This window comes from Streptomyces sp. DG1A-41 (genome assembly GCF_037055355.1).
Classification (GTDB): Bacteria; Actinomycetota; Actinomycetes; order Streptomycetales; family Streptomycetaceae; genus Streptomyces.
In genome coordinates this window covers 3,540,723-3,566,071 of the sequence record NZ_CP146350.1, presented here as the reverse complement: position 1 = coordinate 3,566,071, position 25,349 = coordinate 3,540,723, and the positions used below count along the sequence as shown (strand labels likewise).

At 68.3% G+C, this 25,349-nt stretch carries 15 protein-coding genes, 3 rRNA genes and 1 pseudogene; 13 read left to right on the top strand and 6 right to left on the bottom strand.

The genetic code is table 11. The annotated features are described in order from the left end of the window. The first annotated feature begins 66 nt into the window (after window positions 1-66). Both ahcY and V8690_RS16410 read left to right on the top strand, forming a co-directional pair. Window positions 67-1,524 carry an adenosylhomocysteinase gene (gene ahcY / locus V8690_RS16415; protein ID WP_338779616.1) on the top strand — a complete coding sequence of 486 codons (1,458 nt, stop codon included), beginning with the start codon at window positions 67-69 and terminating at the stop codon, window positions 1,522-1,524. A 178-nt stretch (window positions 1,525-1,702) separates the two neighbouring features. Beyond that, window positions 1,703-2,317 carry a hypothetical protein gene (locus V8690_RS16410; RefSeq protein WP_338779614.1) on the top strand — a complete coding sequence of 205 codons (615 nt, stop codon included), beginning with the start codon at window positions 1,703-1,705 and terminating at the stop codon, window positions 2,315-2,317. Between the two features lie 36 nt (window positions 2,318-2,353). Here V8690_RS16410 and V8690_RS16405 read toward each other — a convergent pair whose 3' ends face one another. Then, window positions 2,354-3,307: an RDD family protein gene (locus V8690_RS16405; RefSeq protein ID WP_338779612.1), complete on the bottom strand. Its 954-nt coding sequence runs from the start codon at window positions 3,305-3,307 to the stop codon at window positions 2,354-2,356. 128 nt (window positions 3,308-3,435) lie between these two features. Here V8690_RS16405 and V8690_RS16400 point away from each other — a divergent pair, with 128 nt between their 5' ends. The 4 genes from V8690_RS16400 to rrf all read left to right on the top strand — a co-directional run bounded on the left by V8690_RS16400 (window position 3,436) and on the right by rrf (window position 10,182). Beyond that, on the top strand, window positions 3,436-4,443 hold the full coding sequence (locus V8690_RS16400) for a stage II sporulation protein M (RefSeq protein WP_338779610.1): 1,008 nt from the start codon (window positions 3,436-3,438) through the stop codon (window positions 4,441-4,443). Window positions 4,444-5,018: 575 nt separating this feature from the next. After that, window positions 5,019-6,546 (top strand): 16S ribosomal RNA (locus V8690_RS16395). A 310-nt stretch (window positions 6,547-6,856) separates the two neighbouring features. Beyond that, window positions 6,857-9,976, top strand: a 23S ribosomal RNA gene (locus V8690_RS16390). 89 nt (window positions 9,977-10,065) lie between these two features. Next, window positions 10,066-10,182: ribosomal RNA gene (gene rrf, locus V8690_RS16385) — 5S ribosomal RNA — on the top strand. Together the 16S, 23S and 5S rRNA genes form the textbook arrangement of a ribosomal RNA operon. Before the next feature lie 78 nt (window positions 10,183-10,260). On the opposite strand, the gene V8690_RS16380 is transcribed toward rrf, so the two are convergent. The 5 genes from V8690_RS16380 to V8690_RS16360 are packed head-to-tail and all read right to left on the bottom strand — an operon-like array spanning window position 10,261 to window position 15,931. After that, complete coding sequence (locus tag V8690_RS16380; RefSeq protein WP_338779608.1) at window positions 10,261-11,571, bottom strand: DUF58 domain-containing protein; 1,311 nt, start codon at window positions 11,569-11,571, stop codon at window positions 10,261-10,263. After that, a complete protein-coding gene (locus V8690_RS16375) occupies window positions 11,571-12,560 on the bottom strand; it encodes a MoxR family ATPase (RefSeq protein WP_338779606.1) in 990 nt (329 codons plus the stop codon). The genes V8690_RS16380 and V8690_RS16375 overlap by 1 nt, the downstream gene beginning before the upstream one ends. Then, window positions 12,560-13,756 carry a DUF4350 domain-containing protein gene (locus V8690_RS16370; protein ID WP_338779604.1) on the bottom strand — a complete coding sequence of 399 codons (1,197 nt, stop codon included), beginning with the start codon at window positions 13,754-13,756 and terminating at the stop codon, window positions 12,560-12,562. The genes V8690_RS16375 and V8690_RS16370 overlap by 1 nt, the downstream gene beginning before the upstream one ends. After that, the gene (locus V8690_RS16365; RefSeq protein ID WP_338779602.1) at window positions 13,753-14,523 is read right to left on the bottom strand and encodes a DUF4129 domain-containing protein; all 771 of its coding nucleotides are present in this window, start codon (window positions 14,521-14,523) and stop codon (window positions 13,753-13,755) included. Before V8690_RS16365 ends, V8690_RS16370 begins: the two co-directional genes overlap by 4 nt. A gap of 4 nt (window positions 14,524-14,527) precedes the next feature. Then, on the bottom strand, window positions 14,528-15,931 hold the full coding sequence (locus V8690_RS16360) for a glycerophosphoryl diester phosphodiesterase membrane domain-containing protein (protein WP_338779600.1): 1,404 nt from the start codon (window positions 15,929-15,931) through the stop codon (window positions 14,528-14,530). A gap of 140 nt (window positions 15,932-16,071) precedes the next feature. On the opposite strand from V8690_RS16360, the gene mtnA reads away from it, so the two are divergent. The 7 genes and pseudogenes from mtnA to V8690_RS16325 all read left to right on the top strand — a co-directional run bounded on the left by mtnA (window position 16,072) and on the right by V8690_RS16325 (window position 25,349). After that, window positions 16,072-17,220, top strand: coding sequence for an S-methyl-5-thioribose-1-phosphate isomerase (gene mtnA / locus V8690_RS16355; RefSeq protein WP_338779598.1), 1,149 nt, complete (start codon window positions 16,072-16,074; stop codon window positions 17,218-17,220). 200 nt (window positions 17,221-17,420) lie between these two features. Beyond that, entirely contained in the window at window positions 17,421-18,110 is a 690-nt protein-coding gene (gene mtrA / locus V8690_RS16350; RefSeq protein ID WP_003990656.1) for a two-component system response regulator MtrA, read from the top strand. A gap of 1 nt (window position 18,111) precedes the next feature. Beyond that, window positions 18,112-20,397 carry an MtrAB system histidine kinase MtrB gene (gene mtrB, locus V8690_RS16345; RefSeq protein ID WP_338779594.1) on the top strand — a complete coding sequence of 762 codons (2,286 nt, stop codon included), beginning with the start codon at window positions 18,112-18,114 and terminating at the stop codon, window positions 20,395-20,397. Further along, window positions 20,387-22,218: pseudogene (locus V8690_RS16340) on the top strand (LpqB family beta-propeller domain-containing protein). The gene mtrB and the pseudogene V8690_RS16340 overlap by 11 nt, the downstream one beginning before the upstream one ends. 256 nt (window positions 22,219-22,474) lie before the next feature. Next, window positions 22,475-23,389 carry a ComF family protein gene (locus V8690_RS16335; RefSeq protein WP_338779592.1) on the top strand — a complete coding sequence of 305 codons (915 nt, stop codon included), beginning with the start codon at window positions 22,475-22,477 and terminating at the stop codon, window positions 23,387-23,389. 311 nt (window positions 23,390-23,700) lie between these two features. Beyond that, window positions 23,701-24,399, top strand: coding sequence for a ribosome-associated translation inhibitor RaiA (gene raiA / locus V8690_RS16330; RefSeq protein ID WP_338779591.1), 699 nt, complete (start codon window positions 23,701-23,703; stop codon window positions 24,397-24,399). 206 nt (window positions 24,400-24,605) lie between these two features. Further along, complete coding sequence (locus V8690_RS16325) at window positions 24,606-25,349, top strand: response regulator transcription factor (RefSeq protein WP_338779589.1); 744 nt, start codon at window positions 24,606-24,608, stop codon at window positions 25,347-25,349.

The window sequence follows — 25,349 nt, the reverse complement described above, 5'->3', positions numbered from 1 at the left end:
CCCTGTGTCCGCCGCCGCGCAGACCAGCCGTACCCACCTCGACCCAATCCCGAGGAGCAGCTCTCAATGACGACTGTCGAAAACCGACAGGACTTCAAGGTCGCCGACCTCTCCCTGGCCGAGTTCGGCCGCAAGGAGATCACCCTCGCCGAGCACGAGATGCCCGGCCTGATGGCGATCCGCAAGGAGTACGCCGAGGCGCAGCCCCTGGCCGGCGCCCGCGTCACCGGCTCCCTGCACATGACCGTGCAGACCGCCGTGCTCATCGAGACCCTGGTCGCCCTCGGCGCCCGGGTCCGCTGGGCCTCCTGCAACATCTTCTCCACCCAGGACCACGCCGCGGCCGCCATCGCCGTAGGCCCGAACGGCACGCCCGACAACCCGCAGGGCGTCCCGGTCTTCGCCTGGAAGGGCGAGACCCTGGAGGAGTACTGGTGGTGCACGGAGCAGGCGCTGACCTGGCCGGACAGCCCCACCGGCGGCCCGAACATGATCCTGGACGACGGCGGTGACGCCACCCTCCTCGTCCACAAGGGAGTCGAGTACGAGAAGGACGGCAAGGTCCCGGACGTCGACACCGCCGAGTCCGACGAGCACCGCGTCATCCTCGAACTCCTGCACCGCACCATCACGGACGGCTCGCAGAAGTGGACCCAGCTGGCCTCCGAGATCCGCGGCGTGACCGAGGAGACCACGACCGGCGTCCACCGCCTGTACGAGATGCAGCGCGACGGCACCCTCCTGTTCCCGGCGATCAACGTCAACGACGCCGTCACCAAGTCGAAGTTCGACAACAAGTACGGCTGCCGCCACTCGCTCGTCGACGGCATCAACCGCGCCACCGACGTCCTCATCGGCGGCAAGACCGCGGTCGTCTGCGGCTACGGCGACGTGGGCAAGGGCTGCGCGGAGTCCCTGCGCGGACAGGGCGCCCGCGTGATCGTCACCGAGATCGACCCGATCTGCGCCCTCCAGGCCGCGATGGACGGCTACCAGGTCACGACCCTCGACGAGGTCATCGACAAGGCCGACATCTTCATCACCACGACCGGCAACAAGGACATCATCATCGCCGGCGACATGGCCAAGATGAAGCACCAGGCAATCGTCGGCAACATCGGCCACTTCGACAACGAGATCGACATGGCCGGCCTCGCGAAGATCCCCGGCATCGTCAAGGACGAGATCAAGCCGCAGGTCCACACCTGGACCTTCCCCGACGGCAAGGTGATCATCGTCCTCTCCGAGGGCCGCCTGCTGAACCTGGGCAACGCCACCGGCCACCCGTCGTTCGTGATGTCCAACTCCTTCGCGGACCAGACCCTGGCCCAGATCGAGCTGTTCACCAAGCCCGACGAGTACCCGACCGGCGTCTACGTGCTGCCCAAGCACCTCGACGAGAAGGTCGCCCGCCTCCACCTCGACGCGCTCGGCGTGAAGCTCACCACGCTCCGCCCCGAGCAGGCCGAGTACATCGGCGTGGAGGTCGAGGGCCCGTACAAGCCGGACCACTACCGCTACTGAGCCGAGCAGAACAGCGCTGCCGAGCCCACACCGCAGCCCGGTGAGCACGTCCGTGCACTGACGCGCTCCACGGCAGCAGCTCAGGTCCTCCGAGGCAGGCCCCCGCACCCCCGTGCCGGGGGCCTGCCCCGTTTGACGGACCAGCGACCGGCCCAGCCCGTCAAGACCCAGGACCACCATGCCCCGCGGCCGATATTCGCTCCACGATCCGCACGATCACACCCCCCTCGCAGAAGAGCACTTCCACTGCGCCATCGGCCCCTCCGGCTGGCGTTACGTCTCCCAGCTGACCACCCCCCCGGGCGATCACCACGGCTCCGTCGACCTCACCCTCGACGAACTCGGCCGCCCCATCCGCCTCGAACTCCACACCGCCGCCTGGCAGGTCCGCGGCGCCGCCCTCGACGGCGTCACCTGGGTCCGCACCGACCCCTCCGGAACCGAGGCCACCGAAGGCAATGTGCGCGCCCACGCCTTCACCGGCGCCTCCCCGGCATTCCTCGTCGCCACCACCCGTCTCCTACGCCTCACTCCCTCCTCAGCAGGCACCCGCGTACGCCTCGTCGCCTTCACGGACCCGGTCCTCGCCCCGCGCACCGTCGACCAGTCGTGGACCTTGCTGAAAAGAGAAGCACACGCCACTGACAACGGCCCCCTGACCGTGGACGAATACCAGGTCACAGCCCTGGACACGGGCGAGCAGCACTCCGTGCACATCGCCGGCGACGTGGTGCTCGCGGCCCCCGGCATCGAGCTCGAGGACCTCGAATCACCGCCGTCGGTGTTTCCCTGAGGGCAACCCCCTCCGAGCGTGCAGCCCCGACCTCCACTACGCCGGCGGCACGAACCCGGTCCCAGGACGATCGCCCGCGGGCACCTCATGCGCCTCCGCGGGCCGAACCCCGCCGGACGGCTCGGACGCGGCACCAGGCGGCGAAGCCGACGGTCCGTACACAGCGGGCGCCGCGCCCGCAGCCGGAGCGGTCTCACTGGCTGGAGCCCAGTAGGCAGCCCGAGCGGCCGACGAGGCCGACCCGCTCCCGAAAGCCCGCCGAGCCTCCCGCGACTGCCGTTCATGCACGACCGCCGCCAGATACGCCGCCGGCGGAACACCCTGCGGCACCGGAACCCCCGTCCGCTCGGCGAGATCCGACGCCAGCCGCTCCCCCATGGACCAGCCCACCTGCGGATCCAGCTGCTGCACGCGCGTCAGATACTGACGGACGGCGAGCCACAACCCGTCGGGCACCGCAGACAGATCGAGCCCCGAGAACCGCCCCGCCAGCCAGGGCGGGGGAGGCGGCACGAACCCAGTCCGCGCGACCGGAGTCCGCTCCCGCACGACGAGAGTCCCCGCGAACACATCCCCCAGCCGGCGCCCACGCGCCGACACGAACGAGGCGATACAGGCGACGACCCCGAAGGTCATGAGGATCTCGATCACCCCGATCAAGCCCCTCACCAACGCATGGCGGAACCGGATCGGCCCCCCGTCGTCCCGCACCACGCGCAGACCGCACGCCATCTTCCCGAGCGAGCGCCCATGACTGAGCGTCTCCACCGCTATCGGCCCGCCCACCAGCACGAGAACGAACGTCGCGATCGACAGTGCCGTCTGCGCCGCCTCGTCCAGCGAGGCGGTGGAAACCACGATCGCGATGGTCACCGCGACGTAGACGGCCACGGCCACCACAAGATCCAGCAACACGGCCAGCGCCCTGCTGGGCAACCTCGCGGGGCGCAGCTCCAGCGCCACCGCCTCGCCCGTCACCAGCTCACTCACGCCCGCCGTCCTTCCCCTGCCCTGCCCCCGACAGGGCCAGTCTGCCAAGCTGAGGGCGCATCGCGCCGCAGTACGACAAGCTGATCCACGACGAGCCGCCGACGAACAGCCGAGGAGCAGGCACACCGATGGACCTCGACGTCTTCGTCTCCGCCCACCGAGCGGAGTGGGACCGCCTCGAAGCTCTGCTCCGCCGCCAGCGCCGCCTCAGCGGTGCCGAAGCCGACGAACTCGTCACTCTCTACCAACGCACGGCCACGCACCTCTCCCTGATCCAGTCCAGCGCCCCCGACCCCCAGCTGACCGGCAGGCTCAGCCAACTCGTGGCACGCGCGCGTAGTGCCGTGACAGGCACCCGACGCGCCACCTGGCGCGACGTCACCCGCTTCCTCGCCCACGGCTTCCCCGCCGCCGTCTACAAGTCACGCCACTGGTGGGTACCCACCGCACTCCTGTCCACGGCCGTGGCAGGCCTCCTGGGCTGGTGGATCGGCACCCACCCCGAAGTACAGGCCTCCATCGCGGCCCCCAGCGAACTGCGCGAGCTCACTCGCCCCGGCGGCCAGTACGAGACGTACTACTCCAGCCACCCGGCTGCCAGCTTCGCCGCCCAGGTCTGGACGAACAACGCCTGGGCCGCAGCCCTGTGCCTCATCCTGGGTGTCTTCCTGGGACTCCCGGTCCTCTGGATCCTCTTCCAGAACATGCTCAACCTGGGCATCGGCGTCGGCCTGATGTCCTCGGCCGGCCGCCTCGACACGTTCCTCGGGCTGGTCCTCCCGCACGGCCTGCTCGAACTGACCGCCGTCTTCGTGGCCGCCGGCACCGGCCTGCGCCTCGGCTGGACTCTTATCGACCCGGGGCCCCGCACACGACGCACAGCTCTCGCGGAAGAGGGCCGTGCCGCGATCGGCATGGCCATCGGCTTGGCCCTGGTCCTCTTCGTCTCCGGGGCCATCGAAGGCTTCGTCACCCCGTCCGGCCTCCCCACCTGGGCCCGCATCACCATCGGAGTCGTCGCCGAAGCGGCCTTCCTCGCCTACGTCTACGTTTTGGGCGGCCGTGCCGCCCGCGCCGGCGAGACCGGCGACGTCGAGGCAGCGGAACGCAGCGCCACCGTGCCGACAGCTGCCTGAAGGGCCCTGCGGCAGCCGGATGTGCGACCACGTCCGTTCAGCTGCTAGTCTCCTCTTCGCCCCACAGGAGCCGTTGACACGGCCACTGCGGGGAGGTAGATTCGAACAGTTGCCTGGACATGGGGTTTGGCCCCAGATCGGCGACTGTGAGCATCTGTCCGCTTCATGAATCGCTGATTTCATTGAAGCCCCTCCCGATAAATCGGAAATGAGTGGCCGGTCAGTCCGGCCCGAAACTCTGGTAAAGTCGGAAGCGCCGGAAAGGGAAACGCGGAAGCGGGAACCTGGAAAGCACCGAGGAAATCGGATCGGGAAAAGGATCTGATAGAGTCGGAAACGCAAGACCGAAGGGAAGCGCCCGGAGGAAAGCCCGAGAGGGTGAGTACAAAGGAAGCGACCGTTCCTTGAGAACTCAACAGCGTGCCAAAAGTCAACGCCAGATATGTTGATACCCCGTCTCCAGCATCTGCTGGGGCGAGGTTCCTTTGAAAAAACACAGCGAGGACGCTGTGAACGGTCGGATTATTCCTCCGACTGTTCCGCTCTCGTGGTGTCGACCGGATTACCGGTACACATTCACGGAGAGTTTGATCCTGGCTCAGGACGAACGCTGGCGGCGTGCTTAACACATGCAAGTCGAACGATGAACCACTTCGGTGGGGATTAGTGGCGAACGGGTGAGTAACACGTGGGCAATCTGCCCTGCACTCTGGGACAAGCCCTGGAAACGGGGTCTAATACCGGATATGAGTCTCCATCGCATGGTGGGGGCTGTAAAGCTCCGGCGGTGCAGGATGAGCCCGCGGCCTATCAGCTTGTTGGTGAGGTAACGGCTCACCAAGGCGACGACGGGTAGCCGGCCTGAGAGGGCGACCGGCCACACTGGGACTGAGACACGGCCCAGACTCCTACGGGAGGCAGCAGTGGGGAATATTGCACAATGGGCGAAAGCCTGATGCAGCGACGCCGCGTGAGGGATGACGGCCTTCGGGTTGTAAACCTCTTTCAGCAGGGAAGAAGCGAAAGTGACGGTACCTGCAGAAGAAGCGCCGGCTGAACTACGTGCCAGCAGCCGCGGTAATACGTAGGGCGCGAGCGTTGTCCGGAATTATTGGGCGTAAAGAGCTCGTAGGCGGCTTGTCACGTCGGTTGTGAAAGCCCGGGGCTTAACCCCGGGTCTGCAGTCGATACGGGCAGGCTAGAGTTCGGTAGGGGAGATCGGAATTCCTGGTGTAGCGGTGAAATGCGCAGATATCAGGAGGAACACCGGTGGCGAAGGCGGATCTCTGGGCCGATACTGACGCTGAGGAGCGAAAGCGTGGGGAGCGAACAGGATTAGATACCCTGGTAGTCCACGCCGTAAACGGTGGGCACTAGGTGTGGGCAACATTCCACGTTGTCCGTGCCGCAGCTAACGCATTAAGTGCCCCGCCTGGGGAGTACGGCCGCAAGGCTAAAACTCAAAGGAATTGACGGGGGCCCGCACAAGCGGCGGAGCATGTGGCTTAATTCGACGCAACGCGAAGAACCTTACCAAGGCTTGACATACACCGGAAAACCCTGGAGACAGGGTCCCCCTTGTGGTCGGTGTACAGGTGGTGCATGGCTGTCGTCAGCTCGTGTCGTGAGATGTTGGGTTAAGTCCCGCAACGAGCGCAACCCTTGTCCCGTGTTGCCAGCAGGCCCTTGTGGTGCTGGGGACTCACGGGAGACCGCCGGGGTCAACTCGGAGGAAGGTGGGGACGACGTCAAGTCATCATGCCCCTTATGTCTTGGGCTGCACACGTGCTACAATGGCCGGTACAATGAGCTGCGATACCGCGAGGTGGAGCGAATCTCAAAAAGCCGGTCTCAGTTCGGATTGGGGTCTGCAACTCGACCCCATGAAGTCGGAGTCGCTAGTAATCGCAGATCAGCATTGCTGCGGTGAATACGTTCCCGGGCCTTGTACACACCGCCCGTCACGTCACGAAAGTCGGTAACACCCGAAGCCGGTGGCCCAACCTCCTTGTGGGGAGGGAGCTGTCGAAGGTGGGACTGGCGATTGGGACGAAGTCGTAACAAGGTAGCCGTACCGGAAGGTGCGGCTGGATCACCTCCTTTCTAAGGAGCACTTCTCACCGATCCCTTCGGGGTGAGGTCAGAGGCCAGTACATCAGCGAGTGTCTGATGCTGGTTGCTCATGGGTGGAACGTTGACTACTCGGCCAGGACCTCGGGTCGGAGGCTGCTAGTACTGCTCGTAAGAGCGTGGAACGCACGATCTCCGGGCGGGAGCTGGCCGGGCACGCTGTTGGGTGTCTGAGGGAATGGATTTTTCCTCGGCGCCGGCCCCAGTGAACTCGGGATGTTGTCCCGGGGTGATGGGTGGCTGGTCGTTGTTTGAGAACTGCACAGTGGACGCGAGCATCTGTGGCCAAGTTTTTAAGGGCGCACGGTGGATGCCTTGGCACCAGGAACCGATGAAGGACGTGGGAGGCCACGATAGGCCCCGGGGAGTCGTCAACCAGGCTTTGATCCGGGGGTGTCCGAATGGGGAAACCCGGCAGTCGTCATGGGCTGTCACCCGCTGCTGAACACATAGGCAGTGTGGAGGGAACGCGGGGAAGTGAAACATCTCAGTACCCGCAGGAAGAGAAAACAACCGTGATTCCGGGAGTAGTGGCGAGCGAAACCGGATGAGGCCAAACCGTATGCGTGTGAGACCCGGCAGGGGTTGCGTATACGGGGTTGTGGGATCTCTCTTTCATGGTCTGCCGGCCGTGAGACGAGTCAGAAACCGTTGATGTAGGCGAAGGACATGCGAAAGGTCCGGCGTAGAGGGTAAGACCCCCGTAGTCGAAACGTCAGCGGCTCGTTTGAGAGACACCCAAGTAGCACGGGGCCCGAGAAATCCCGTGTGAATCTGGCGGGACCACCCGCTAAGCCTAAATATTCCCTGGTGACCGATAGCGGATAGTACCGTGAGGGAATGGTGAAAAGTACCCCGGGAGGGGAGTGAAATAGTACCTGAAACCGTGTGCCTACAAGCCGTGGGAGCGTCGGATGGAAGCTTGCTTCCATCTCGTGACTGCGTGCCTTTTGAAGAATGAGCCTGCGAGTTTGCGGTGTGTTGCGAGGTTAACCCGGGTGGGGTAGCCGTAGCGAAAGCGAGTCCGAATAGGGCGTTTGAGTAGCACGCTCAAGACCCGAAGCGGAGTGATCTAGCCATGGGCAGGTTGAAGCGGAGGTAAGACTTCGTGGAGGACCGAACCCACCAGGGTTGAAAACCTGGGGGATGACCTGTGGTTAGGGGTGAAAGGCCAATCAAACTCCGTGATAGCTGGTTCTCCCCGAAATGCATTTAGGTGCAGCGTCGTGTGTTTCTTGCCGGAGGTAGAGCACTGGATAGGCGATGGGCCCTACCGGGTTACTGACCTTAGCCAAACTCCGAATGCCGGTAAGTGAGAGCGCGGCAGTGAGACTGTGGGGGATAAGCTCCATGGTCGAGAGGGAAACAGCCCAGAGCATCGACTAAGGCCCCTAAGCGTACGCTAAGTGGGAAAGGATGTGGAGTCGCAGAGACAACCAGGAGGTTGGCTTAGAAGCAGCCACCCTTGAAAGAGTGCGTAATAGCTCACTGGTCTAGTGATTCCGCGCCGACAATGTAGCGGGGCTCAAGCGTACCGCCGAAGTCGTGTCATTCATACAACAGCCCCAACGGGTGTGTGGATGGGTAGGGGAGCGTCGTGTGCCGGGTGAAGCAGCCGCGTAAGCGAGTTGTGGACGGTTCACGAGTGAGAATGCAGGCATGAGTAGCGATTCACACGTGAGAAACGTGTGCGCCGATTGACTAAGGGTTCCTGGGTCAAGCTGATCTGCCCAGGGTAAGTCGGGACCTAAGGCGAGGCCGACAGGCGTAGTCGATGGATAACCGGTTGATATTCCGGTACCCGCTGTGAAGCGTCAAACATCGAGCCCGCTGATGCTAAGGCCGTGAAGCCGCCCTGGAGCCTTCGGGCGAAGGGGAGTGGTGGAGCCGCCGGACCAAGGTGGTAGTAGGTGAGTGATGGGGTGACGCAGGAAGGTAGTCCATCCCGGGCGGTGGTTGTCCCGGGGTAAGGGTGTAGGACGTCAGGTAGGTAAATCCGCCTGGCAATAGTCTGAGACCTGATGCCGAGCCGATTGTGGTGAAGTGGATGATCCTATGCTGTCGAGAAAAGCCTCTAGCGAGTTTCATGGCGGCCCGTACCCTAAACCGACTCAGGTGGTCAGGTAGAGAATACCGAGGCGTTCGGGTGAACTATGGTTAAGGAACTCGGCAAAATGCCCCCGTAACTTCGGGAGAAGGGGGGCCACATCCGGTGATGAGCTTCGCGCTCTGAGCTGGGGGTGGCCGCAGAGACCAGCGAGAAGCGACTGTTTACTAAAAACACAGGTCCGTGCGAAGCCGTAAGGCGATGTATACGGACTGACGCCTGCCCGGTGCTGGAACGTTAAGGGGACCGGTTAGCTCACTTTCGGGTGGGCGAAGCTGAGAACTTAAGCGCCAGTAAACGGCGGTGGTAACTATAACCATCCTAAGGTAGCGAAATTCCTTGTCGGGTAAGTTCCGACCTGCACGAATGGCGTAACGACTTCTCGACTGTCTCAACCATAGGCCCGGTGAAATTGCACTACGAGTAAAGATGCTCGTTTCGCGCAGCAGGACGGAAAGACCCCGGGACCTTTACTACAGTTTGATATTGGTGTTCGGTTCGGCTTGTGTAGGATAGCTGGGAGACTGTGAAGCTTGGACGCCAGTTCAGGTGGAGTCGTCGTTGAAATACCAGTCTGGTCGTGCTGGATGTCTAACCTGGGTCCGTGATCCGGATCAGGGACAGTGTCTGATGGGTAGTTTAACTGGGGCGGTTGCCTCCTAAAGGGTAACGGAGGCGCCCAAAGGTTCCCTCAGCCTGGTTGGCAATCAGGTGTTGAGTGTAAGTGCACAAGGGAGCTTGACTGTGAGACCGACGGGTCGAGCAGGGACGAAAGTCGGGACTAGTGATCCGGCGGTGGCTTGTGGAAGCGCCGTCGCTCAACGGATAAAAGGTACCCCGGGGATAACAGGCTGATCTTCCCCAAGAGTCCATATCGACGGGATGGTTTGGCACCTCGATGTCGGCTCGTCGCATCCTGGGGCTGGAGTCGGTCCCAAGGGTTGGGCTGTTCGCCCATTAAAGCGGTACGCGAGCTGGGTTTAGAACGTCGTGAGACAGTTCGGTCCCTATCCGCTGTGCGCGTAGGAGTCTTGAGAAGGGCTGTCCCTAGTACGAGAGGACCGGGACGGACGAACCTCTGGTGTGCCAGTTGTTCTGCCAAGGGCATGGCTGGTTGGCTACGTTCGGGAGGGATAACCGCTGAAAGCATCTAAGCGGGAAGCCTGCTTCGAGATGAGGACTCCCACCCACTTGATGGGGTAAGGCTCCCAGTAGACGACTGGGTTGATAGGCCGGATATGGAAGCACGGTAACGTGTGGAGTTGACCGGTACTAATAGGCCGAGGGCTTGTCCTCAGTTGCTCGCGTCCACTGTGTTGGTTCTGAAACCACGAACAGCCCCATGCCATGGTCACGGTGTGGTGCGGTTGTCAGTTTCATAGTGTTTCGGTGGTTATAGCGTAGGGGAAACGCCCGGTTACATTCCGAACCCGGAAGCTAAGCCTTACAGCGCCGATGGTACTGCAGGGGGGACCCTGTGGGAGAGTAGGACGCCGCCGAACAATCTTTGGGGAAACCCCCGCATCTTCGGATGCGGGGGTTTTCTGCGTTTACAGACCCTCTTCCGAGGGCCCTTCCTGTTACAGGCGTCCAGCCGTCTTCAAGGCCAAATACGCGTCTGCCAGGGCCGGCGCCAGGTCATCCGGGGTCGCGTCTACGACTGTCACGCCGTGACGGCGGAGTTGTTCTGCCGTGCGGTGACGCTCGGACTGGGCCTGGGCGGCTGCGGCTGCCTCGTAGACGGCGTCGACGTTTCCGCGTGCCTTGGCCATTTCGGTGATGTGCGGGTCCGCTACTGATGCCAGCAGGACCGTGTGGCGCTGAGTGAGCTGGGAGAGGACCGGGAGGAGGCCTTCTTCGATAGGGGCCGGGTCCAGGGTGGTGAGGAGCACGATCAGGGAGCGGCGGGGGGACGTGCGCAGGGCCGTGGCCGTGAGGCCGCGTGCGTCCGTTTCGACGAGCTCGGGTTCGAGCGTGGCCATTGCGTTGACCAGGGAAGGAAGGAGATCGCCTGCTGTGCGGCCCTGGACGAGGGCGCGGACCTTGCGGTCGTAGGCGAGGAGATCGACGCGGTCGCCGGCGCGGGAGGCGAGGGCTGCGAGGAGGAGTGCCGCGTCCATGGAGGCGTCGAGGCGGGGTGCGTCGCCGACGCGGCCTGCCGAGGTGCGGCCGGTGTCGAGGACCAGGAGGATGTGGCGGTCTCGTTCGGGGCGCCAGGTGCGTACGGCGACCGCGGACTGGCGGGCTGTGGCGCGCCAGTCGATGGAGCGGGTGTCGTCGCCGGGGACGTACTCGCGCAGGCTGTCGAACTCGGTGCCCTGGCCGCGGGTGAGGACGCTGGTGCGGCCGTCCAGCTCGCGGAGGCGGGCCAGCTTCGAGGGCAGGTGCTTGCGGCTGGTGAACGGGGGCAGGACGCGTACCGTCCAGGGCGCTTTGTGGGTGCCCTGGCGGGCGAAGAGGCCTAGGGGGCCGTACGAGCGGATGGTGACGCGGTCGGCTTGGCGGTCGCCTCGGCGGGTGGGGCGCAGGCGAGTCGTCACGCGTCGGCGTTCGCCCGGGGGGACCGTGAGGTGGTGGCGGGATGCCGTCGTCTGCGTGCCCGGCTGCCAGGCGCTCGGGGGCCAGGCGTCGCGGAGGCGGGCACGGAGGGGGCGGCGGGAGGGGTTGGTGATGGTCAGGGTCACGTCCGCCGTGTCGCCGAGGCGTACGGAGGTATCGCCGGAGCGGGTCAGGCCGAGGTGTCGTACGGGGGCGGCCAGCGCGAAGTCGCAGGCGCAGGCCACGGCCAAGGGTGCGTTGACCGCCAGGATGCCCGTCCAGCTGGGTTCCCAGATGCCGACGGGGAGGGAGCCCAGGGCCGCGAGGAGGGCGGCGCGTCCGGTGAGTGCCATCAGCGGGGGACGGGGACGTGGGCGAGGATCGCGTTGATGACGGAGTCGGCCGTCACGCCTTCCATTTCGGCCTCCGGGCGGAGTTGTACGCGGTGGCGCAGGGTGGGGAGGGCCAGTGCCTTCACGTCGTCGGGGATGACGTAGTCGCGGCCCGTCAGCCAGGCCCAGGCGCGGGCCGTGGCGAGGAGGGCCGTGGCGCCTCGAGGGGAGACGCCGAGGGTGAGGGACGGCGACTCGCGGGTGGCGCGGCAGATGTCGACGACGTAGGCGGTGATCTCCGGGGAGATCGTCGTCTTGGCGACGGCGGCGCGGGCCGCTGCCAAGTCCGCCGGGCCCGCTACCGGGCGTACGCCGGCGGCGTGGAGGTCGCGTGGGTTGAAGCCCTCGGCGTGGCGGGTGAGGACGTCGATCTCGTCCTGACGGGAGGGGAGGGGGATGGTGAGTTTGAGGAGGAAGCGGTCCAGTTGGGCTTCGGGGAGGGGGTAGGTGCCCTCGTACTCCACCGGGTTCTGTGTTGCCGCGACCAGGAACGGATCGGGGAGGGGGCGGGGGGTGCCGTCGACGGTGACCTGGCGTTCCTCCATGGCTTCCAGGAGGGACGACTGGGTCTTGGGGGGCGTGCGGTTGATCTCGTCGGCGAGGAGGAGGTTGGTGAAGACCGGACCGGGCTGGAAGGAGAACTCGGCGGTGCGGGTGTCGTAGACCAGGGAGCCGGTCACGTCGCTGGGCATCAAGTCGGGGGTGAACTGGACGCGCTTGGTGTCGAGATCGAGGGCGGAGGCGAGGGCCCGGACCAGGAGGGTCTTGGCGACGCCGGGGACGCCTTCGAGGAGGACGTGGCCGCGGCAGAGCAGGGCGACGACGAGGCCGGTCACGGCGGGGTCCTGGCCGACCACGGCCTTGGCGATCTCGGCGCGCAGGGCCTCCAGGGCGGCTCGGGCGGCGCCCGGGTCCCCGGTCTGCCCGGCGTTGTCAGTGGTCGGGTCCATCATGGACGGCGTACCTCTCTTTCGAGGGCGTCGAGTTGGTCGGCGAGTGCGATGAGTGCTGCGTCGTCGCTGGGCGGTGGTCCGAAGAGGAGGGTGTGCAGGTCCTGTCGGTCGCCGTGGAGATGGGCGGACAGGGCGGGGAGCAGGGCCTCGGGCGTGTGTGCCTGGGTGACGGGGACGCCTGTGAGGGGGGCGAGGCGGGTGCGGGTGGTGGAGCGAAGAGCGTTGGCCGCGCGGTCGCGGGCGTCGGCCTTGCGGTAGAGGCGGGCTCGGCCTTCGGCTGTTTCGGAGGCGCGGATCGCCACGGGGAGTTTTTCGGGCACGAGGGGGCCGAGTCGGCGTGCCCGCCAGAGGGCGGCCAGGGCTGCGGCGATGAAGAGTTGCAGGGTGCCCCAGAGCCAGCCCGAGGGGAGCAGGTCGAAGAAGCTGCGTTCGTCGTCGGTGCCGGTGGCCGACGTGTCGGAGGGCGAGGGGAGGTACCAGACCAGATGGGGGCGGGAGCCGAGGAGTTGGAGGGCGAGCGAGGCGTTGCCCTGCTTGTCGAGGCGGTCGTTGAGGAGGATGTCGGGCGCGCCGAGGACGACGGTGTCGCCGTCTCCAGTCTGGGCCGGGACGCGCAGCAGGGTGGCCAGGCGCTCGCTGGGGTAGCACTTGTCGGCGTCGAGGTGGGTGGTCGTGTAGCGGACGCCGCCCGTGTCGGCGGTGCCCGCGCGCCGGGCCGCGGGCAGGTCGCAGTCGGGAGAGAGCGTCGAGTCGAGGCTGGTGGCGGGGTCGGCGGTGACGCCGGGCGCGAGTCGTTCGACGGACGCGCTGCCGGAGGCGACCAGGACGGTGCGGCCGCCGGAGCCGGCGAACGCGTTGTGCAGACGGGACTGCTGACTTCGGCTCAGCAGGTCGGGTACGGCGACCAGGAGGGTCGTGTCCGGGCCGGCTGCGGCGGCTGCCTCGTCCAGGGTGGTGACCACGCGTGTGTCCACGCCACGGTCGGCGAGGAGTTCGGCGACGGCGCGGCTGCCGTTGGGGTCGGGGGAGCGCGGGTCGAGCTCGCCGTGCCGGGCGTCGGAGCGGATCACGGCGATGGCGATGGCTCCCACGAGGAGCAGCACGAGGGCGAGCGCGATGCCGCGAGCGCGGGTCCAAACCTGGCGTGCGGTGGGCGAGGCCGAGGTGGGCGGGAGCGTGACCTCGGTGGTCATTCGGCGGCTCCCTGGCGGCTGCGGGGGGCCGTGCTGTGGGCGCTGCTGTGCGCGAGCTGGGGCTTGGTGCGTTCGAGGTCGCGGTCGAGGTCGGCGATGCGGTGGTACGACTGCTCGGTCGCGGACCGGCCGCCGTACGTCACGTCGTCGAAGTCGCGGGCGGCGGCGCGCAGTCGGTCGGTGTGGGCGGGCAGGGCCCGGCCGGCCTCGGCTGCGGCTTCGTCGGCGGTGCGGCCGGGGCGGACGTCGAGGAGGGCGCGTTCCTCCAGGGCGCGGACGAGGGCCCGCATGCGTTCCTGGACGGCCTGGTTCCAGTGGCCCTGGGCGGCGTGTGCCTCGGCGGCGGCGCGGTGGTCTGCGGCGCCGCGAGGGCGGTCGTCGAACAGGGTGGCGGACGAGGTGTGTTGGCGGCGCGGGGTGCCCAGGCGCCACCACAGGGCGGCCAGGACCGCGACGACCGCCAGGATGATGACGACCAGGCCGAGTGCTCCGCCGGGTGTGGCGCTCGATGCGGCGCTGAACAATTTGTCGAGCCAGTCCCAGAAGGCGTCGAGGGCGCGCTGGAACAGGCTGGGGTCGTCCTCGTGGTACATCCGTTTCGACAGTTCGCGCCGGGCCGCCTCGCGCGCGGGGTCGCGCGGGGTGGTGAGGGGCGGTTCGTCGGCGGAGCGTACCGGCGACAGTACGGAGGTGTCGCCGGCGCGCAGCAGTGTGCGTATGGCGGCGCGTGGCAGCGCCGTTGTGAGAACTTCCCCCGCCCAGCTCACCGCATCAGCTCCCAGGGATGGCGCCGGGGGCGTTGGGGCCGTAGCCCTGGACACCGGCGGCGCGGGCCAGTTCGAGGTCGAGGGCCTCGCGGCGGATGCGCTGGTCGATGTACAGGAGCACGGTGACGCCCGCCGTGATCGGGAACGTGATCATGGAGCCGATCACCGCGCCGATGCCGCTGACGATGAGGAACGTCCAGCCGAGGCTGGAGCCGCCGCTGTTGAGCCAGCCGGTGACGCCGTCGCCGCTGAGGGCCGCGGCGAGGAAGGTGAACGGGATGACGATGATCGAGGCGACGACGTTGGCGATGATCGTGGCGAGCAGCTGGATGCCGAAGATCCGCCACCAGGTGCCCCGCACGAGCTTCGTGGACCGGCTCATCGCCTTCTTGATGCCCTGCTTCTCCAGCATCAGGGCGGGCGAGGCCAGGGAGAAGCGGATCATCAGCCAGAGGGCGACGATGCCGGCGCCGATGATGCCCAGGACGGTCAGGGCGACGCCCGGTCCGGTGCTCCCGGCGATGCTGACGAGGATGCCGGGCAGGGTGCCCACGGTGACGATGCCGGCGGTGATGAGGAGCAACAGGCAGATGAGCCCGAAGAGTTTGACGACCTGAGGGCGGGCGTCCCGCCAGGCCTCGCCGATGGTCACCGACTTGCCGAGCACGGCGCGGCTGGTGACGGTGGTGAGCAGTGCGGTCGCGATGACGGTGCCGACCAGGGAGATGACGAAGAGGACGGTGGAGTTGAGCATGGCGTCGCCCATGGCGCGGCTGAGTTCGCGGAGGGTGGCGCTCGGGTCGTTGAGGGCTTCGGTGCTGGAGTTGTCCAGGACGAGGCCCTGGAACAGCACGACGATGATCTCGGTGATGACCGCGACGGTCAGGGAGATGCCCAGGACTGTGCGCCAGTAGGTGCGCATGGTGGAGACCGCGCCGTCGAGGATCTCGCCCACGCCGAGCGGGCGGAGCGGGATCACGCCGGGCTTGGCGGCGGGCGGGGGGCCGCCCCAGGCGCTGCCCCAGCCGCCGGGGCCTCCGTATCCGCCGGGGCCTCCTGGACCGCCGGGACCGTATCCGCCGGGGCCGCCAGGGCCGTAGCCGCCGGGGGGCTGGGTGCCCCAGCCCGGGCCGGGCGGCGGGGGCGGGGGAGCCTGGCCCGGGCCGGCCGGGGCTCCGGGGCCGCTGGGGGCGGACCACTGGGCGGGAGGCGGCTGGTCCTTGGACCACTGCGGGCCGGGGCCCTGCGGAGCCTGGCCCGGCTGGTCCGCGGGCTGTGCGGGGCCGGGGCGGTCAGAGGGCTCGGCAGGGTTGGGGTGGTCGGCGGGCTCGGCAGGGCCGGACGCGTCAGGCTTCTGCCCGCCGGACGGGGCGGATCCGGGCGAGGCCCAGCCCGGAGTGTCGTTCATCGTCGCTCCTTCACGGTGCCCGTCCGCGGTCGCGGCGGCAGGTTGGCAGCCATCGTGCCATGGGGTGGTCTTCGAGTGACCGGCCGCGGTATGGGCTGCGTACCTTCAATTGTCCGCTCGTTAGGGGGCAGACTGACCGCATGGCTGATCAGTACGCGTACAGCGGCGATGACAAACGGCCGACCGAGATCCCGGCGATCCGTTGGGAAGAACCACCGGAAGGGCCCGTTCTGGTCCTTCTCGACCAGACGAGGCTGCCGGCCGAGGAGGTCGAACTGGTCTGTACGGACGCGCCCGCGCTCGTGGAGGCGATCCGCTCGCTCGCCGTGCGCGGGGCGCCCCTGCTCGGCATCGCGGGGGCGTACGGCGTCGCGCTCGCCGCCGTGCGGGGCTTCGACGTGGACGAGGCCGCGGCCGCGCTGGCGAGCGCCCGGCCGACCGCGGTGAACCTGGCCGTGGGGGTGCGCCGGGCCCAAGCGGCCCACCAGGCCGCGCTCGCCAAGGGCGGTGACATCAGGCAGGCGGCCGCGGCGGCGCTGGCGGCGGCGCGGCAGTTGCACCGGGAGGACGCCGAGGCCAGTGCGCGGATGGCCGAGCACGGGATGGCGCTGCTGGACGAGCTGCTGCCCGGCGGCGGGCACCGGATCCTCACGCACTGCAACACCGGTTCGCTGGTGTCGGGCGGGGAGGGGACGGCGTTCGCGGTGGCGCTCGCGGCGCACCGGGCGGGCCGGCTGCGGCGTCTGTGGGTGGACGAGACGCGTCCGTTGTTGCAGGGCGCCCGCCTGACGGCGTACGAGGCGGCGCGCAGTGGGATGGCGTACACGCTGCTCACCGACAACGCGGCCGGGTCGTTGTTCGCCGCCGGGGAGGTGGACGCGGTGCTGATCGGGGCGGACCGCATCACGGCGGACGGTTCGGTGGCGAACAAGGTCGGGAGCTATCCGCTGGCGGTGCTCGCGCGGTATCACCATGTGCCGTTCATCGTGGTGGCGCCGGTGACGACGGTGGATCCGGACACCCCGGACGGGGCGTCCATCGAGGTCGAGCAGCGGGCCGGTCATGAGGTGACCGAGTTCGTGGCGCCGCAGGTGCCGGTGACCGGAGCCGAGGCGGGTGGTGGCATTCCGGTGGCGCCGCTGGGGACGCAGGCGTACAACCCGGCGTTCGACGTGACCCCGCCCGAGCTGGTGACGGCGATCGTCACGGAGGAAGGCGCGGTTTCGCCCGTCACGGCCGAGGCGCTCGCCGAGCTCTGCGCCCGGTCGCGCCGGGTGGCGGCGGGCTGAGCCGGGCGGCTGCCGGAGTGCGCGCGGGGTGGCGCGGGCTCCGGCGACCTCGTGCCTTCGCGGGGGACGGGAACCTCGCCGCTGCCCGTCGTCGAGATCAACAGGGGGCGGACGAGGGCAGACAGTAGCGCTTGCTGCGACTATGGTCACTGGCCGGTGACCTACCTCACCACTGCCTTCGCCACCGTTATGAGAATGGGATGATGTCGTTTATGAAGGGACGAGTCCTTGTCGTCGACGACGACACCGCACTGGCCGAGATGCTCGGCATTGTGCTGCGTGGTGAGGGTTTCGAGCCGTCTTTCGTGGCCGACGGCGACAAGGCGCTGGCCGCCTTCCGTGAGTCCAAGCCCGATCTGGTGCTGCTCGATCTGATGCTGCCGGGCCGGGACGGCATCGAGGTGTGCCGTCTGATCAGGGCGGAGTCCGGGGTGCCGATCGTGATGCTGACGGCGAAGAGCGACACGGTCGATGTCGTCGTGGGCCTGGAGTCGGGTGCCGACGACTACATCGTGAAGCCGTTCAAGCCGAAGGAGCTGGTGGCCCGGATCCGGGCGCGGCTCAGGAGGTCGGAGGAGCCCGCTCCGGAGCAGCTCGCCATCGGTGACCTGGTCATCGATGTGGCCGGGCACTCCGTGAAGCGGGACGGGCAGTCGATCGCGCTGACGCCGCTGGAGTTCGACCTGCTGGTCGCGCTCGCGCGCAAGCCATGGCAGGTGTTCACGCGCGAGGTGCTGCTGGAGCAGGTGTGGGGCTACCGGCACGCGGCGGACACACGTCTGGTCAATGTGCACGTGCAGCGGCTGCGCTCCAAGGTTGAGAAGGACCCGGAGAAGCCGGAGATCGTGGTGACCGTCCGTGGTGTCGGGTACAAGGCAGGGCCGAGCTGACATGTCCGGCGACAGTGCCGCTTCGGCGCCCGGACGGTCCGGGGGCCGCCCGGGGCGGCCTGTCGGGCGGGAGAAAACGAGTTCCCGCTGGGCACGGTTCCTGGAGAGCGGGTTGCTGCTCCAGGGCGGGGTGCAGGGCAGTCCGGTCATCCGGCTCTTCATGCGGTGGGTGCGCCGGCCGTTGCTGCCCGTCATGCGGCTGTGGCGGCGCAACATCCAGCTCAAGGTCGTCGTCACCACGCTGCTGATGTCGCTGGGCGTGGTCCTGCTGCTCGGCTTCGTCGTCATCGGGCAGGTGCGCAACGGCCTGCTGGACGCCAAGGTGAAGGCGTCCCAGAGCCAGGCCACGGGTGGGTTCGCGGTGGCCAAGCAGCGGGCCGACGAGGCGGCGAGCGGGACCGGCGACGATGTCGCGACGGCGGACGGCCGTCCCGCGCAGAACGTCATCCAGTGGATGAGCGACCTCGTGTCCTCGCTGTCCAGTGGTGGCCAGGGAGCCTTCGACGTGGTCACGCTGCCGGCCTCCGACGCGGACGGTGCGGGAGGGCGCGGGCCGCGCGCCTCCGGTGAGGTGGACTGGAGCAGAAGCGTGCCCGCCGACCTGCGCGAGCTGATCGGCAGCAGTACGACGGCCGCGCAGAGCTACACCCGCATCACGTACAACAACGAGACCAAGGACTCCCAGCCGGGCCTGGTCATCGGCAAGCAGGTCAACGACCCCAACGGCGACCCCTACCAGCTGTACTACCTCTTCCCGCTCACCCAGGAGGAGAAGTCGCTGAGCCTGGTCAAGGGGACGCTCGCGACGGCCGGGCTGTTCGTGGTCGTCCTGCTGGGCGCCATCGCCTGGCTCGTGGTGCGCCAGGTCGTCACGCCGGTGCGGATGGCGGCGGGGATCGCCGAGCGGCTGTCCGCAGGGCGGCTTCAGGAGCGTATGAAGGTCACCGGCGAGGACGACATCGCGCGGCTCGGCGAGGCCTTCAACAAGATGGCCCAGAACCTCCAGCTGAAGATCAGCCAGCTGGAGGACCTGTCGCGGATGCAGCGCCGGTTCGTCTCGGACGTCTCGCACGAGCTGCGTACGCCGCTGACGACCGTACGGATGGCCGCGGACGTCATCCACGAGGCGCGGGAGGACTTCGACCCGGTGACCGCGCGGTCGGCGGAGCTGCTCGCCGACCAGCTGGACCGGTTCGAGTCGCTGCTCGCGGATCTGCTGGAGATCAGCCGGTTCGACGCGGGTGCCGCGGCGCTGGAGGCGGAGCCGGTAGACCTCAGGGACGTCGTACGGCGGGTGGTCAGCGGGGCCGAGCCGCTCGCGGAGCGCAAGGGCTCGCAGATCCGCGTCCTGGGCGACCAGCAGCCCGTCGTCGCCGAGGCCGATGCCCGGCGTGTGGAGCGCGTGCTGCGCAACCTCGTCGTGAACGCCGTCGAGCATGGTGAGGGCAGGGATGTCGTCGTCAAGCTCGCCGCGGCGGGCGGTGCGGTCGCGGTCGCGGTGCGGGACTACGGGGTCGGGCTCAAGCCGGGCGAGGCGACCCGGGTGTTCAGCCGCTTCTGGCGGGCCGACCCGGCACGCGCGCGTACTACGGGTGGTACGGGTCTGGGTCTGTCCATCGCCCTGGAGGACGCGCGGCTGCACGGCGGCTGGCTTCAGGCGTGGGGCGAGCCGGGCGGCGGATCGCAGTTCCGGCTGACGCTGCCGAGGACGGCGGACGAGCCGCTGCGGGGCTCTCCGATACCGCTGGAGCCCAAGGACTCACGGCGGAACCGGGGGCTCGACGACGCCGGTCTGCCGTGCGGCGGCGAGGAGGCCGAGAAGCGGGCGACCGTGCCGGCACAGTCGGCGAGCGGGCCGGTGCGGCCGGGGCCGGCACGAGACCCGATACCGCCGCGGACGGTCTCCGCGCCCCCCTCGGCCGATCCGACGGCGCTGCCCGGCAATGGCGCGCGCGTGGTGCCCCGGCCCGCCTCGGGCACGCGACGGCAGGACGATCCGCAGGCGACTCCGGAGCAGCCGGCTCGCGACGGGGGCGCGAGCGGCCCGGCGGGCGCGGCCGGCCATGACGGGGTGAGCGGTTCGTCAGGAGCGGCCGGCGGCGGTGTGGTGAGTGGTCCGGCAAGTGCGGCCGGCCACGGCAGGCCGAGTGGCTCTGCTGGGCCCTCCCGGGACCAGGTCGTGGGTGGGCCCCGGGGCGAGGACAAGGACAACGGATCCGCGGGCTCCGGCAGGGAAACCGAGTGGGAGAACGTGGACAGGCATGGGGAGGCATTTCGTGGGCGCTGACCGTGGGGGGCGCGGTCGGCGCACGCCCGCGCGCGTGATGGCGTACGCCGCCGGTGGCGTCCTGCTGCTGGCAGGGTGTGCCTCGATGCCGGACAGCGGGGATCTGCGGGGTGTTGCGTCCACACCGCGCCAGGACACCCAGGTGCGGGTGTTCGCCGTGCCGCCGGGTGAGGACGCGCAGCCCTCGGAGATCGTGCAGGGCTTCCTGGAGGCGCTCACCAGCGACGATCCGCACTACAAGACCGCGCGCCAGTACCTGACCGGCGAGGCCGCCAAGACGTGGCGGCCGGAGCTGTCCACCACCGTGCTGACGGACGGACCGGGGGCCAAGGCCGAGGGGGCGGCCGGCTGGGAGGACACCGGCGAGATCTCGTACACGCTGACCGGCACCAAGGTGGCCACGGTGGACGCACAGCAGTCGTACGCGCCGGCGACCGGGGCGTACGGCAGGACCGTGCACCTGACGCAGGAAGAGAAGAGCGGGCAGTGGCGGATCGACGCGCTGCCGCAGGGCGTCGTCATGGGCGAGTCGGACTTCCAGCGCAACTACATGTCCGTCAACAAGTACTACTTCGCTTCGAACACCACGGTGGCCCGGGCGGACACCCAGCCCACCGCGGTCGCCGACCCCGTGTACGTCCGCCGGAGGGTGGACCCCATGACGCAGATGGTGCGGTCCGTCCTGAGCGGGCCCACGCGGTGGCTCGGGCCTGTGGTCAGGTCGAGTTTCCCCACCGGTACGGCGCTGTCGAAGGACGCTGGTGCGCTGACGCCGGACGACCGGAACAAGCTGACGGTCTCGCTCAACGACAAGGCCGCGGGTGTCGGCACCAACCGGTGCGAGGACATGGCGGCCCAGCTGCTGTTCACGTTGCACAGCCTCAGCCCCGCGGTGGACGAGGTCGAGCTGCGGGCCGGCGGCGCGGAGCTGTGCTCGCTCAGCCAGGAGTCGGCCGATGCCGCCGCCTTCCGGAGCTCGGTGCGCCGCCCCGACTTCCTGTACTTCGTCGACGCCAAGGACCGGCTGGTACGGATCCCCGCGGGCAGCAGGGACACCAAGCCGGACCCGGCGCCCGGGGCGCTGGGCGAGGGCGACACGGCGCTGCGGTCGGTGGCGGTGTCACGCGACGAGCACACCGCGGCCGGTGTCAGCCTCGACGGCAAGTCGCTGTACGTGGGGTCTCTGGTCTCGGGCGGTTCGCTGGGCGAGCCGGTGCTGCGCAGCCATGGCCGGACCGAGGCGGACCGGCTGACGACCCCCAGCTGGGACGCGCAGGACGGCCTGTGGGTGGCCGACCGTGACCCGGACAATCCCCGGCTGCTCCTGCTGGAGGAGGGCAAGGGCGATCCGCTGGAGGTGCGCATGCCGCACCTGGACGGGCGGGTCCAGGCCGTGCGGGTGGCCGCCGATGGGGTGCGGATCGCGCTCGTCGTGGAGAAGGGCGGCAAGAAGACCCTGCTCATCGGGTTGATCGAGCGGGAGGGGAAGCAGGGCGAGCAGCCGGTTGTCAGGGTGGTCGAACTGCGCTCCGCGACGCCGGAGTTGGAGGAGGTCACCGCCATGTCGTGGGCCGGGACAGCCGGCTCGTGGTGGTCGGGCGTGAGCACGGCGGCGTGGAGCAGATGCGGTACGTCCAGGTCGACGGCTCCACGCCGGACGTACCGGCGCCCGCGGCTCTGACCGGCGTGAAGGAGGTCACCGCCGCCGAGGACGACCAGCTGCCGTTGGTGGCGTACTCGGTGGACGGGATCGTCCGGCTGCCGTCGGGCGCGCAGTGGCAGAAGGTGACGGAGGGGACGGCGCCGGTCTATCCGGGGTGAGGTGTGGCGCCCCCGTGGCCGGTGCCCGGGGCTGCGCTTGTGGGAGCGGTCGCTTCTGCCGGGTGAGGCCCGGGAGGGGCGGCCGCTGTCGTTCGGGAACGGGATCGGCCGGGGCTCCTCATGGGGCTGTCCCCCGGGCCGTCCTACGGGGCCGTCACTCGTGTGGGGACGAGCGGTTCGCCGGGTGGGGAGTTGTCCACAGGGCGTTGTCCACAGGGGTGGTCGGCGGGGGGCCCGGGGCGGCACAGTGGTGGTCATGCGGGGGTGGTGGCAGGACCTCACCGACCTGGTGCTGCCGGCCGAGTGCGGGGGCTGTGGGAGGTCTCGTACGGTGCTCTGCCCGGAGTGCCGTGCGGTGCTGAGCGGAGTCGCGGCACGGCGGGTGCGGCCGGTGCCGGAGCCGCCCGGGCTGCCCGCGGTGCACGCGGCGGCCCGGTACGCGGACGAGGTGCGGGCGACGCTGCTGGCACACAAGGAACGGGGTGCCCTGGCGCTCGCAGGTCCCCTCGGGGTGGCCTTGGCGGGAGCCGTGCGGGCGGGGCTTGGGAAGGCGTGGGGCGGCTCCTCGGCCGGGGCCGAGGGGGCGTGGTCCCGGGCCGTCGGGGCTCCTGTGCTGCTCGTGCCCGTGCCGTCCGGGCGGCGGGCCGTGCGGGCCCGGGGGCATGATCCGGCCCGGCGGATCGCGCTCGCGGCGGCCGGGGAACTGCGGCGGAGCGGGGTTCCGGCCCGGGTGCTCGGCGTGCTGCGGCAGCGGCGGACCGTGGCCGACCAGTCGGGGCTCAACTCCCGGCAGCGGCTGGACAATCTCGCGGGCGCGCTGGCGGTGGCGCCCGGAGGGGCCCGGCTGCTCTCCGGGGGGCCGGTCGTTCTCGTCGATGACGTGATGACCACCGGGGCGTCCCTGGCGGAGGCTGCGCGTGCCGTGCGTGCGGCCTCGTACGGGTCGGTAACGGGGCCGATTCCGAACGCTGAGGGAACTGTGGCCGTGTACGGGGACGAGACGTGGGAAAGCAGAGAGGAACAGAACGTCGGATCAAGGCGGATGAGGACGGGCCGGCGGCCCGGTCGGCAGGTGATGACGGGCGCGGGCGGCACCGGCGCGGTCGTTGACGTGGTGTGCGCGGCAGTGGTCGCGGCGTCACCGGACTCTTTCGAAATAAACCGGAACTGACTGAGATCTTGCGTCGTTGCAGGTAACGAGAGGCCTTATTCACCTGAACGGAGGTACGCCGCAGTAGAGGGTGACGACATCCGTCCGGGCGAGATATGTTCGGTTGAGAGGGAAAGCCGCAGGCCACACCTCTCAAATCCGAATGCCATGCCGCGGGTTTTTCTTCATCACTCGCGACGGTGGAGTGGAGATCTCGTCCACGGGGGAGGAGGTGGAAGTCACCGAGTCCGAGGTCCCTGGGCACACCGGGACCTGGTGCAAAAGGGAGATGCTCCGCAGCGAAGCGGAGTGATCCGGGAACGGAGTTCTGCGTGGACATCGTCGTCAAGGGCCGCAAGACCGAGGTGCCCGAGCGGTTCCGGAAGCACGTGGCCGAGAAGCTGAAGCTGGAGAAGATCCAGAAGCTCGATGGCAAGGTGATCAGCCTCGACGTCGAGGTGTCCAAGGAGCCCAACCCCAGGCAGGCCGACCGCAGCGACCGAGTGGAGATCACGCTTCGCTCCCGCGGGCCGGTGATCCGGGCGGAGGCAGCGGCGAGCGATCCGTACGCGGCGCTCGACCTGGCGGCGGAAAAGCTGGAAGCCCGGCTGCGCAGGCAACACGACAAGCGGTTCTCGCGCCGTGGCGCGCGCCGGATCTCGGCCGCAGAGGTCGCCGACCACGTCCCGGGCGTGGCGACGCTCAACGGAAACGGTCTGGTGCCGACACCGGAGGAGAAGCCGGAAGAGGCCGTCCCCACGAAGAAGATCGGCTCGCTGGAAGTGCAGGGTGACGGCCCCATCGTCGTCCGCGAGAAAACCCACGTCGCAGCCCCCATGACCCTCGACCAGGCTCTCTACGAGATGGAGCTGGTCGGGCACGACTTCTACCTGTTCGTCGACTCCGAGACCAAGGAACCGAGTGTCGTCTACCGACGGCACGCCTACGACTACGGCGTGATCCACCTCAGGACGGACACGATGGTCACACAGGCGCACGCGCCCGAGGCTGGCGGTGCGCTCGGCGGCTGACCATGCCGGGTGACAGCGGAGCAGGTGCCCCTGGAGCGCGTGTGCGCCCCCAGGGGCACCCCTGTGCGACCACTGAGCGCCCCGCTCCGTCACCCCGGTGTCGTCCGGGCATGAAATCATGGTTGGACACGGCCCAACCGGTGGGTCGTTGCTCTGGGTTGGCGATGGCTCAGGACGAAAGGCCACAGCCTTCAGGGGGAGGAACGATGGCGGACAGCTTCGGACCGATGCGTGGCGAGGATGCCGACGGCGTCGTCGGCATGGGCCCGGACACGGACTCTCCACGCAAGGAACCGATCAGAGTCCTTGTGGTCGACGACCACGCCCTGTTCCGCCGTGGCCTGGAGATCGTGCTGGCGGCCGAGGAGGACATCCAGGTCATCGGGGAGGCGGGCGACGGCGCCGAGGCCGTCGAGAAGGCCGCCGACCTGCTGCCCGACATCGTCCTGATGGATGTGCGGATGCCCAAGCGGGGTGGGATCGAGGCATGCACCTCCATCAAGGAGGTCGCCCCCAGCGCCAAGATCATCATGCTGACGATCAGCGACGAGGAAGCCGATCTCTACGACGCCATCAAGGCGGGAGCGACCGGCTATCTCCTCAAGGAGATCTCCACGGACGAGGTCGCCACCGCCATTCGCGCGGTGGCCGACGGGCAGTCGCAGATCAGCCCCTCCATGGCGTCGAAGCTGCTCACCGAGTTCAAGTCGATGATCCAGCGCACCGACGAGCGCCGGCTGGTGCCCGCGCCACGGCTGACGGACCGCGAACTGGAAGTCCTCAAACTCGTCGCGACGGGGATGAACAACCGCGATATCGCCAAGGAGTTGTTCATCTCCGAGAACACCGTGAAGAACCACGTGCGCAACATCCTGGAGAAGCTTCAGCTGCACTCCAGGATGGAAGCGGTGGTGTACGCGATGCGGGAGAAGATCCTCGAGATCCGGTGA